This window comes from uncultured Algibacter sp., assembly GCF_947487575.1.
Classification (GTDB): domain Bacteria; phylum Bacteroidota; class Bacteroidia; order Flavobacteriales; family Flavobacteriaceae; genus Algibacter_B.
In genome coordinates, this window is record NZ_CANKXG010000001.1 from 275,253 (window position 1) to 286,402 (window position 11,150).

10 protein-coding genes are annotated in these 11,150 nt (G+C 33.2%); 5 read left to right on the top strand and 5 right to left on the bottom strand.

Annotated features, from left to right (window positions below; all coding sequences use genetic code 11):
• Window positions 1-76: 76 nt before the first annotated feature.
• Complete coding sequence (locus tag Q0870_RS01190; RefSeq protein ID WP_298550616.1) at window positions 77-1,078, bottom strand: MoxR family ATPase; 1,002 nt, start codon at window positions 1,076-1,078, stop codon at window positions 77-79.
• Window positions 1,079-1,327: 249 nt separating this feature from the next.
• On the opposite strand from Q0870_RS01190, the gene Q0870_RS01195 reads away from it, so the two are divergent.
• The 4 genes from Q0870_RS01195 to Q0870_RS01210 all read left to right on the top strand — a co-directional run bounded on the left by Q0870_RS01195 (window position 1,328) and on the right by Q0870_RS01210 (window position 5,946).
• Entirely contained in the window at window positions 1,328-2,080 is a 753-nt protein-coding gene (locus Q0870_RS01195; RefSeq protein WP_298550291.1) for an SDR family NAD(P)-dependent oxidoreductase, read from the top strand.
• 31 nt (window positions 2,081-2,111) lie between these two features.
• Window positions 2,112-3,245: an ATP-binding protein gene (locus Q0870_RS01200; protein WP_298550292.1), complete on the top strand. Its 1,134-nt coding sequence runs from the start codon at window positions 2,112-2,114 to the stop codon at window positions 3,243-3,245.
• 208 nt (window positions 3,246-3,453) lie between these two features.
• Complete coding sequence (locus Q0870_RS01205; protein ID WP_298550293.1) at window positions 3,454-4,602, top strand: cadherin repeat domain-containing protein; 1,149 nt, start codon at window positions 3,454-3,456, stop codon at window positions 4,600-4,602.
• A 408-nt stretch (window positions 4,603-5,010) separates the two neighbouring features.
• Complete coding sequence (locus Q0870_RS01210; RefSeq protein ID WP_298550294.1) at window positions 5,011-5,946, top strand: cadherin repeat domain-containing protein; 936 nt, start codon at window positions 5,011-5,013, stop codon at window positions 5,944-5,946.
• 313 nt (window positions 5,947-6,259) lie between these two features.
• Here the strand turns inward: Q0870_RS01210 and Q0870_RS01215 are convergent, their stop codons facing one another.
• From Q0870_RS01215 to Q0870_RS01225, 3 genes are all read right to left on the bottom strand, one after another.
• On the bottom strand, window positions 6,260-6,793 hold the full coding sequence (locus Q0870_RS01215) for a hypothetical protein (RefSeq protein WP_298550295.1): 534 nt from the start codon (window positions 6,791-6,793) through the stop codon (window positions 6,260-6,262).
• Window positions 6,794-6,810: 17 nt separating this feature from the next.
• On the bottom strand, window positions 6,811-7,746 hold the full coding sequence (locus tag Q0870_RS01220; protein ID WP_298550296.1) for an OmpA family protein: 936 nt from the start codon (window positions 7,744-7,746) through the stop codon (window positions 6,811-6,813).
• Between the two features lie 138 nt (window positions 7,747-7,884).
• Window positions 7,885-9,438 carry an aldehyde dehydrogenase family protein gene (locus tag Q0870_RS01225; protein ID WP_298550297.1) on the bottom strand — a complete coding sequence of 518 codons (1,554 nt, stop codon included), beginning with the start codon at window positions 9,436-9,438 and terminating at the stop codon, window positions 7,885-7,887.
• A gap of 121 nt (window positions 9,439-9,559) precedes the next feature.
• Here Q0870_RS01225 and Q0870_RS01230 point away from each other — a divergent pair, with 121 nt between their 5' ends.
• On the top strand, window positions 9,560-10,609 hold the full coding sequence (locus tag Q0870_RS01230) for an isoaspartyl peptidase/L-asparaginase (RefSeq protein WP_298550299.1): 1,050 nt from the start codon (window positions 9,560-9,562) through the stop codon (window positions 10,607-10,609).
• On the opposite strand, the gene Q0870_RS01235 is transcribed toward Q0870_RS01230, so the two are convergent.
• Complete coding sequence (locus tag Q0870_RS01235; RefSeq protein WP_298550301.1) at window positions 10,606-11,115, bottom strand: CAP domain-containing protein; 510 nt, start codon at window positions 11,113-11,115, stop codon at window positions 10,606-10,608. The two genes, Q0870_RS01230 and Q0870_RS01235, sit on opposite strands and share 4 nt — an antisense overlap.
• Window positions 11,116-11,150: the final 35 nt, after the last annotated feature.

The following is an 11,150-nucleotide window of genomic DNA, read 5'->3' on the forward strand; positions in this document are numbered from 1 at the left end:
GTTGTTGAAATGTTGAATTGTTAAACCGTTTAGTTGTGAGCTGTTTAACCGAATAAACAGTTAAACAAATAAACTTTTAAGGTACCTCTATTTCGTTTACAATTTTATTGATGATGTCTTCTGAAGTTACATTTTCCGCCTCAGCTTCATAAGTAATACCAATTCTGTGTCTTAACACATCATAGACTACAGCACGTACATCTTCTGGAATCACATATCCACGACGTTTAATAAATGCATAACACTTTGCTGCTGTAGCAAGATTTATACTTCCACGAGGCGAAGCTCCAAAAGAAATTAATGGTTTTAAAGCCGGAAGCCTATATTTATCAGGGTAACGTGTTGCGAAAATAATATCCAGAATGTATTTTTCAATTTTTTCATCCATATAAACTTCACGAACGGCTTCTTGAGCTTTTAATATTTGAGAGACTGAAACTACAGGGTTTACTTTATCCCAAGCACCTTTTAAATTCGCCCTCATAATCATTTGCTCTTCGTCAATTTTTGGATAATCAATAACTGTTTTTAACATAAAACGGTCTACCTGTGCTTCTGGCAATGGATACGTTCCTTCTTGTTCAACAGGATTTTGAGTTGCCATTACTAAAAATGGTTTGTCAAGTATAAATGTTTCATCGCCAATAGTCACTTGCTTTTCTTGCATAGCTTCTAATAAAGCCGATTGTACTTTTGCAGGCGCTCTATTTATCTCATCTGCCAATACAAAGTTTGCAAATATTGGTCCTTTTTTAATTGAAAAATCGTTAAGCTTCATGTTGTAGATTAACGTTCCTGTAACATCTGCAGGTAATAAATCTGGTGTAAACTGTATTCTACTAAAACTACCATCAACCGCTTGTGCCAGTGTATTAATAGCTAATGTTTTTGCTAATCCTGGAACACCTTCTAATAGAATATGCCCTTGTCCTAATAAACCAATTAGCAAACGTTCAACCATGTGCTTTTGACCCACAATAACTTTGTTCATTTCTAGCATCAGTAAATCAACAAAAGCACTCTCTTTTTCAATTTTCTCGTTTATCGATTTAATATCAATTGTCCCTGTTTCTTCCATCATTTTTTGTTTTATTAAAAGCCCGAATGTACGCTTAGTATTTGAGCATTGCAAAATGTTAAAAAAATTATTGCAAAGGTGTTAAAAAATGGTTAAAAATAATAACCCATATCAATGTTGATGGTATTTAACAAATAATTATTATAAGTTTCTCTTAAACGCCCAATACATTGTTTCTATTATAATTTTAAAAGCCACTAATTATATAGTCACTTTTAAGTATTTTTATAGACATTAATTATAAAATAAATGAAAAAAACAGCCCTAATTACTGGAGCTACAAGTGGTATTGGAGAAGCTACTGCTTACGAATTTGCAAAACAAGGCATCAATTTAATACTCTGCGGAAGGCGTTTACAACGTTTAAAAACCATCCAAAAAGCTCTGGAGCGTTTAACCGATGTGCATATTTTAAATTTTGATATTCGTGATAAAGACGACACCTTTAAAGCCATCGAATCACTCCCGAAAGACTTTAAAAACATAGATGTTTTAATAAATAATGCTGGAAATGCTCATGGCTTAGACCCGATACAAACAGGACTTATTGATGATTGGGATGCTATGATGGATATAAACGTGAAAGGTTTACTTTATGTAAGTAAGGCTGTTATTCCTCAAATGACTGAGCGTAAATCTGGCCATATTATAAACATTGGTTCTTCGGCAGGAAAAGAAGTTTACCCTAAAGGCAACGTGTATTGTGCTAGTAAACATGCCGTTTTAGCCATAACAGAAGGTATGCGTATTGATTTAAACCCTTTTGGTATTAAAGTAGGTGCCATAAGTCCGGGTTTGGTTGAAACTGAATTTTCGCAAGTGCGTTTTAAAGGTGATGAAATTGCCGATAATGTTTATAAAGGATTTAAAGCATTGAAAGCCAAAGATATAGCTGAAATTATTTATTTTGCCATATCTAGACCGCCTCACGTAAATATTGCTGATTTACTTGTTTTTCCAACGGCGCAGGCAAATAGTGTAACGGTTAAAAAAGAATTTTAAATAGACTCCTACATACGCAGGAATAACAAATATGATTAATAAACGCTTGCTCATAAAACACCTTTTAGCTCACAACGATGAGAACAGTTTTTATGATAAAAAGCGAAAAATTGATATCAGCCATAAGGAAGGAAAAGCTAAGTTCTTAAAACACATCTGTGCGCTTTCTAATAGTAATCCAAAAAACAATTCTTACATCGTAATTGGTGTAGAAGATGAAGATAACAACATTATTGGGGTTGATTTTTTTGACGATAGCAAAATTCAAAATCTCATTAATGCCTATTTGAGTCATCCGCCTATAGTACAATATGAAAACATTCCATTTCCGCATTTGCCAGATGATAAGGTAGTGGGATTGGTTACTATTCGACCAACGGGGAAAATAACATCTCTTAGAAAAAATATCTGGAAATATTATGGAGGCTCAGTATTTTTTAGAGATGGAAGTATTAGTATGCCCAAGGTTTTTGATATTGAGATAAAAGATGTAAACTCCAATATTGTTGAAGCCATTGAAAAACATGCTCAAAACAATATTGAGCACACCTTAAACGGTGTTTTCGATTTTATGAATTTCAGGAAAGACTTTAATCCGCAGTACAAAGTTTTTAAGGAATATTTTGTGGTATGTTGGGCGGGACAGAAAAAAGAAGTGAAACATGAAACGTTTTTTTCTCGTGTTGATATTGAACTTATAAATGAGCAAGTCCGTTTGTTTTTTTCGGCTTTAGATGAAGTTTCTATTGCTATAAATGATGATAGTTTTAAAATTATTGAATATGTTAATCTTGGATTTCAAAACTCCAATAAGTATTATCAATTAGAAGAAACCATCATTAAGTTTGAAGACAACGCCCATTATAATATTGAAACCAAACTATTATTTGAGCCCCCTCAGTTTAACAAAAAAGATCTTCATCATATTTACAATACCAATAATGCCATTTTGGATAAATTGAAAAAAGGGTTGACTTTAAGCCCAAGAGAAACATTAGATTTAAAAAATTTACCAGCTACTTATTTAATTTGTTATTTAAATGCATTTGATAATGCTTTAGATAAACTTAATGATGCTAAACCTTACTTAAAAGCATTTAGTAAAGATGTTTACCTTTCATATAAAGAAACACTCCGTATTTTAAGAAAAGTAAAATATAGTTAAATTTTTGTAGGAATATACTTTTTTACTTATAGGGTAAACCTTTTGTTAATAAGGATTTAACCTCTTTATATGTCTTATAACCTTATGTCATTTCAACACTAAATTTGTTACATATGTAATACCATTTGTTACATACGAGACATCATTCTGTTTACTTCTGCCATAATTTAGTACTAATAAATAAACACAATTTTAAAAGCTACAAATCATGAAAACAACATTTAGATTATCACACTTATTAACAATTATACTATTAATTTTTGTCTTTGCTTGCAGTAGTGATGATGCCCCATCAACACCAAATAATGTAAGTGCTTCTAATTTCTCAACAACTATTGAAGAAAACCCTACAACTGGTCTTGTTCTGGGTGCTCTTCAAGCCACTGCTGGTCAAGGTTCATTATCGTATTCGTTAACCTCTCAAACACCAAATGGAGCGTTAAGCATTAATTCGGCGACAGGAGAATTAACAATAGCTAATAATGCATTATTCGATTTTGAAACTAATCCTATAGTTCAAGCCATAGTAACTGTTACAGATGACACAAGCACTACAACCGCAACAGCTACAGTAAACTTAACTAACATCAAGGATTTAATTTATATTCATACTGCAACAGCAGAAAATTCTTCAGGAAATATTACCTACCTAGATCATCCTGATCTTAATGGAAACCCTGATGCTAAAATTGTTTTTTGCCATAATTGGAATGGTGGTACTTATAACGACAAAGTAACAGGGTTATGGTATAATGGAGCGAACTGGAGCGTTTTTAATGAGGATACTACTAGCATTGTAGAAGGGAGTACATATAACATTTACATAGCTAAAGATGGGGAATTAATAACGCATATTGCTACTGCAGCAAATCAAGGGTCTTCTAACTCGTATACAGTGTTAGATCACCCACTACTTAATGATAATCCTAATGCTAATGTTATTCTTTCAACCTATTATAACCCTAATTCGGTTTACAACATCCATAATTATTCTATTTGGTATGATGACTCAACCCAACGTTGGATTATCTTTACTGAAAATTTAGGTGAATTACCATTAAATTCTGCTTTTAACGTACTCATCCAAGGTGATACAGTTGAAACTTTTAAACACCAAGCGACAGCAGCCAATATAAGTGGAAATTACACAATTATTGACCACCCCTCTCTTAATAACAATGCCGATGCGACATTTGTATTTACTCATAATTGGGGATCACCTGGTGATGCCGCAAATGTTGTTCTAGACAAAACACTATCAATTTGGTATACTGGAGTAAACTGGGCTATTTATACCGAAGATCAATCTGCAATGCCTTTAAACATCACTTTTGATATCGTAGTAACAGAGAATTAATATTCATGTTGTAATGAAATAACAATATTAACGAAGTTATTAGTCAATTTCACTGAACAAAACCCTTGATATAAAAGACATTACAAGTAATATAGCAAGGGTTTTTTTTATTGAATAAATTATTAATATGCATCTCAATTTATTCTATCAAGTTATAAATAAGTTTAGCGAAACCAAACCATACTTAAAAGCATTTAGCAAAGATGTTTATCTTTCATATAAATAAACACTTATCTAACTATTATTTCTTTGATTCAAAGTAATATACCCTCCTTATAACATTTATTATATAACAAGTTAAACAATGTTACATATTTAACATCTTTTGTTACATATATGGTATTGTGTACTACAGTAGTAATATACTTTGCGCCCTATTAATAACCGAATCTTTAAATCAAAAAAATTATGAAAACAATCAAATTATTTACAATTTTACTATTTACATTTATTTTAGCCTGTAGTAAAAGTGACGACTCAAGTAATAACAAGGGAATCAATGCACAAAATTTAGTAACCACTATTGATGAAAACCCAGTTAATGGAGATGTTATAGGTACTTTACAAGCTGTTGGAGATGGTACTTTAAGTTTCGCTATTGCCTCTCAAACTGTTGCAGGTGCTTTAAACATCAATCCTAGTACGGGAGTAATTACTGTTGCTGACGCTTCATTATTTGATTTTGAAACCAATCCAATTATATCAGCTAGCATTTCTATTATAAACGCTTCAAACTCTACAACAGCTACAGCAACTTTTAATCTTAATGACATAGATGATATTGAAAGCTTTTTATCTACTTCAAAATCGGCATATTCCTCAGCCAACGATGGAGATTGGGTAATAATTACCGAAGTAGAATATAATAATTTAGCTAATAGTTTAAATGATATAAACAAATCTGCAATGACAGATTTAGACTATAGCGCAACACCTTCAAGCGGAACATTTTCAGACGCAACCATAGCAAATAATGATGGTTTAACAATACCTAATGGAAGCTATATATTTGCTGTTAAATATAAAATGTTTAGTGAGGCTTCTGGAGCAACTATAAAAATTAAACAGTCTAATACAAATATTTCAGATGGGTATTTAGATTTAGGAAACACTTTAAACTCAACAACTATCGGTGATAATTTTTTAGTTCTTAAAGGTAGTAATATGCCAACAACTTCAACAGGGTACTTAGCTATTTACGAAAGCGGTGGACAATTAGGTTTTTTAAATGTAATTGGGAAAAATATTCGGGCTATCAATGGAGACGCTAATAATTTGAATATCAATCAAGGGGATTCAACAGTATTTTACCAAGGCTTAAGCACCACCCAAAAGCAATGGTAAGTAAATTAACAAATGTTAATAAATATGGCTTTAAATTTTGAAAACATAGAATAAATATTATATTTGCACCGCTATTAATCTTTTTAATTAAACCTTGTGCCCCAAATCGTAAGATTGGTTCAAGGTTTTTTTTTGCTCGATGCTTTCCTATTACTTCCAATAGCTAACTTGCTCGCATTAGGAGTTTCAGTGAGTAACGCCCAAATAATTTTAAATAAAATTGCGTTAATTAAAGGTTTAATCTTTTTTTTATAGACAAAAAAACCGCTTCATTATTGAAACGGTTTTCTCTTCTTTAATAATTTTTAGTGCTTTATTTTCCTCCGTCCAGCTCGTCTTGCCATTTAAGTAATGCTTCCCATTTGCCCTCATAAGCCATTTTAGCTTGCTTTGGCCATGTGCCTGGTTTGTGAATTTTGTAACGCTCACCACCAGAATTTAAAACACTTTGACATTTATCTACTGTACATTCTGATAATGCTTTCCAAGTTTTTACATCATGATTATGAAATAATTCTTGGATTTTTGGTCCGATACCTTCAACTACCGTTAAATCGTTTTCTTTTATTTTTTTACCAAATACGGCTTTGGCTGCGGCTGCATCAAAAGCTACAAGCGTTCCTGTACTAGCAGCTGTTAATGAGGATGCTAATGAAGCTTGTGTCGTTTTCAAATCACTTTCTAAAGATACTCTACTTTTTCTACAAGCTTCTAAATCCGCTTGTAATTTTGCAATTCTATCTTCACAATCATTATCATTACCGCCTCCTAAAAGTTTTCCTAATAAGTATCCTAAAATTGCACAAATTGCACCAACTAATAATGGAATTAATATACACCAATTCATAATTTTATATTTTTAATTTAGTTAATTGTTATTACTGTTCTTCTGTTTTCTGCTTTACCTTCATCTGTTGCATTATCTGCAATAGGTTCTGTTTGTCCTTTAGATGATGTTTCAATATTGCCCTCTAAAATACCATTTCTAGTTAAGTAGCCTTTGGCAAAATCTGCACGTTTTAGTCCTAATACAACATTGTTTGCAGCATCTCCTGTATTATCTGTATGCCCAACCACTTGAATCTTTACTCCTAATTTATCGACACAATGCGAAATATCTGCAATTTTTTGACGTTGCTCTGAAGATAAGTTAATGGCAGCTTGACCGGTTTTAAAATGAAGTACTAATGGGTTTGCTCTAACAGCATCACAGGCCTTTTCCAAAGCTTCCATGTATGAAGCATCTGATGCATCTGTAGTTAGTATTCCAAATTCAAGAGGCCCAAATAATGTGCTATTTACATCTGGATTAATATCATTATTTAACTTACCATAAGTATCTATTTGTTTTGAGGGTATATCGTGTAATACCAAATAGTTTTTAACCGAATTTGCGCGTGCTAATCCTAAATTTGGATATGCAGAATTATTAACTTCATCACTTTTATAAAACCCTGTAATTTCAATATCTTTTGAAGGGTTTGCTAATAAATAATCTTTTAATTTTAAAACACCTTTATCAACATCTTGTGATACTGGATCTAGAATTGAAAAATTAGAAGTTTTGAAATTGAAATTGTCATTCATTTTAATGTTAAAGTCGCTGTTGGCGTCTTTAATCATAAATGCATTTCTGGTTGCATCTTTAATTTCTGGAGTTACTGCACTTTTAGTCTCATCTTTTTTGTGTCCACAACTTTCTTGACCACAGCATATACTGCAACAAAGAAAATAATACAAAATTGTCCCGAGAATAATAGTGAGTATAATTCCTAAAAGATAGGATGTTTTTTTACTCATCTTTAAATAGTTTATGGTTAATAAAATTATAAGTGCTTACAATATAACACTTTAAGCTCATACAGTAAGAAACATAAAACAAAAAAAGTCACATTCTAAGAATGTGACTCTATAAAAATTGAGTAAAATCATTTACCTTTATAAATCAAATTTAATCCCTTGAGCTAAAGGTAACTCTGTAGTATAATTAATAGTATTAGTTTGTCTACGCATGTAAATTTTCCAAGCATCAGAGCCTGATTCACGTCCGCCACCAGTGTCTTTTTCACCTCCAAAAGCACCACCTATTTCTGCACCAGATGTTCCTATATTTACATTGGCTATTCCACAATCTGAACCTTGAACAGATAAGAATCGTTCTGCTTCACGTAAATTATTTGTCATAATAGCAGAAGATAAGCCTTGAGCTACTTCATTTTGAATATCAATTGCATTTTCAATATTACCAGAGTATTTTAATAAATATAAAACTGGTGCGAATGTTTCGTGTTGTACAATCTCAAAATGGGGTTTTGCTTCTGCGATTGCTGGTTTAACATAACAACCACTCTCGTAACCGTCTCCAGAAAGTACACCACCCTCAACTACAACATTTCCACCTTCGTTAATTACGTTTTCTAAAGCTTGTTTATACATGCTTACCGCATCAGCATCAATTAATGGCCCTACGTGATTAGTTTCATCTAGCGGATTTCCAATACACAATTGTTTGTAAGCATCAGCCACAGCGTTTTTTACTTTATCATAAATCGATTCATGAATAATTAAACGACGTGTAGAGGTACAACGCTGACCTGCAGTACCAACAGCACCAAAAACAGCACCAATCACTGTCATTTTTATATCGGCGTCAGGGGTTACTATAATAGCATTATTGCCACCTAATTCTAAAAGTGATTTTCCTAAACGCCCCGCAACTTCTTTAGCCACAATCTTCCCCATTCTAGTTGAACCAGTTGCAGATATTAATGGTATACGTGTGTCTTTCGTCATAAATTCACCAACACTATAATCCCCATTAACCAAGCATGAAATACCTTCTGGTAAATTATTTTCAGCAAAAACTGCAGCAGCAATATTTTGACAAGCAATACCACAAAGTGGTGTTTTCTCAGAAGGTTTCCAAACGCAAACATCGCCACAAATCCAAGCTAAAGCTGTGTTCCACGCCCAAACTGCAACTGGAAAATTAAATGCTGAAATAATGCCTACAACACCAAGAGGATGATACTGCTCGTACATACGATGTCCAGGGCGCTCAGAATGCATGGTTAGTCCGTGTAGTTGTCGTGATAACCCAACAGCAAAATCGCAGATATCAATCATTTCTTGTACTTCACCTAAACCTTCTTGATAGCTTTTACCCATTTCATAAGACACCAATTTTCCTAGGGCTTCTTTCTTTTCGCGTAATTTATCTCCAAATTGGCGTACAATTTCTCCACGCTGTGGTGCTGGCATAGTTCTCCAAGTTTTAAATGCTGAAGTTGCAGCATCCATCACTTGCGCATAGTCTTCTTTTGTAGTCGTTTTTACTTTTCCGATAAGTTGTCCATCTACTGGCGAATAACTTTCAATACTATCCCCATTAGAAAAATTATTTGACCCCGTAGATGTACCTTCATTAATAGGTTTTACACTCAAAATTTCTAGTGCCTTATCTATACCAAAATCAGTCGCTATTTTATTCATTAATTATTGATTTATTAAATATGATAAAATTATTTGCGAATATACTAATAAAATGTTGTTTTTATTGAAATTAGTTAATGATAAAATTAGTAACTTTAGTTGCTAAACTTAAAGTTAAGTCATGAAAAAAATCACAGCTATTATTGCCATTATTTTTACTCTATATTCATGTAATAAAGAAGTTAAAGTTGTTGAAAAACCAATAGTCAAAGCATCTGATAAGGCAGCATTTTCCATCGTGATACATGGCGGTGCTGGTTTTATTAAAAGGGACAATATTTCTCAAGAAAAAGAAGCAGCATATCGTCAAAAATTAGAAGAAGCGATTCGCGTAGGCTATAACATCTTAAATAATGGTGGCACTAGCATAGATGCAGTACAAAACACGATTAACATTTTAGAAGACTCACCTCTATTTAATTCTGGCAAAGGTGCTGTTTTAACTAACGAAGGAACTTGTGAACACGATGCTTCTATAATGGATGGTAAAACTTTAAATGCAGGTGCATCAGCAGGTACAAAAACGGTAAAAAACCCGATTAATTTGGCTAGAGCCGTTATGGAACACTCACCACATGTGATGCTTGCTCGTGAAGGTGCAGAAACTTTTGCTCAAGAACAAGGACTAAAAATTGTAGAGCCCTCCTATTTTCATACAGAAAAAAGCCTAAAAGCTTTAGAGCGTGTAAAAGCGTCTGAAAACACAAAAGTAGCCTCTTTTTTTGATGCAGATATTCAAAACTCAAAGTTTGGAACTGTAGGGTGTGCCGCTTTAGATAAACATGGTAATTTAGCAGCAGGCACCTCAACTGGCGGTATGACCAATAAACGTTGGGGACGCATTGGCGACTCTCCCATTATAGGCGCAGGCACTTATGCTAACAACAACACTTGCGCTGTTTCTAGCACAGGTTGGGGCGAGTATTTTATTCGTGGTATGGTCGCTTACGATATTTCTGCACTTATGGAATATAAAGGACTTTCTCTAAAAGAAGCTTCAAAAGAAGTGATTCAAAATAAATTACCTGCTATTGGGAACGGCAAAGGTAACGGCGGTATTATAGCCATTGATAGCGATGGCACTATTGCTATGGAATTTAATACACCTGGAATGTTTCGTGCCACAATGGATGATAAAGGTACATTGTATATCGGGATGTTTAAAGACTAGGCATTATTATCAGGTCTTTTCTTTAAAAATATCTGAGTAAAGTAATAAACGCCAGCATCATTTTTTATAACGCCAATGCCTATATGGGTAAAATCGCGTTCTATATTTTTTCTATGTCCTGAACTGTTTAACCAAGCTTCCATTACAGCTGAAGCAGAACGCTGCCCATAAGCTACGTTTTCACCAGTTCTTGAGGCATTTTCCTCATCAATTAAACGATCAGATCGTTGATTAAAATCATCATGACTAATATCGTTTTGGGCAATCATATACTCCGTATGTTCGTTCGCTAAGTTTGTTGCCAAAGTATTGATTTCTAATGTGTTTTCACCAATACTTAATCTATGGTCATTTACTATCTGTAAAATTTCATCGGCAACTGTAAGTCGTTCTTCTTTTTCAATGTCATCTTCATTAGTCGTATCATCTTTAGAACACGATGTCGCAGCAATTAATAATGCAAAACAAATAAGAATTAAGTAGGTTTTAGAATAGTAGGTTTTCATAATATCAATCATTTGGGTACATGAAATATACGGTT

Coding starts and splice junctions, on each gene's coding strand:
- Q0870_RS01235 (WP_298550301.1), bottom strand. CDS start 11,115: ATGAAAACCTACTATTCTAAAACCTACTTAATTCTTATTTGTTTTGCA.
- Q0870_RS01200 (WP_298550292.1), top strand. CDS start 2,112: ATGATTAATAAACGCTTGCTCATAAAACACCTTTTAGCTCACAACGAT.
- Q0870_RS01215 (WP_298550295.1), bottom strand. CDS start 6,793: ATGAATTGGTGTATATTAATTCCATTATTAGTTGGTGCAATTTGTGCA.
- Q0870_RS01230 (WP_298550299.1), top strand. CDS start 9,560: ATGAAAAAAATCACAGCTATTATTGCCATTATTTTTACTCTATATTCA.
- Q0870_RS01195 (WP_298550291.1), top strand. CDS start 1,328: ATGAAAAAAACAGCCCTAATTACTGGAGCTACAAGTGGTATTGGAGAA.
- Q0870_RS01190 (WP_298550616.1), bottom strand. CDS start 1,078: ATGGAAGAAACAGGGACAATTGATATTAAATCGATAAACGAGAAAATT.
- Q0870_RS01225 (WP_298550297.1), bottom strand. CDS start 9,438: ATGAATAAAATAGCGACTGATTTTGGTATAGATAAGGCACTAGAAATT.
- Q0870_RS01205 (WP_298550293.1), top strand. CDS start 3,454: ATGAAAACAACATTTAGATTATCACACTTATTAACAATTATACTATTA.
- Q0870_RS01210 (WP_298550294.1), top strand. CDS start 5,011: ATGAAAACAATCAAATTATTTACAATTTTACTATTTACATTTATTTTA.
- Q0870_RS01220 (WP_298550296.1), bottom strand. CDS start 7,746: ATGAGTAAAAAAACATCCTATCTTTTAGGAATTATACTCACTATTATT.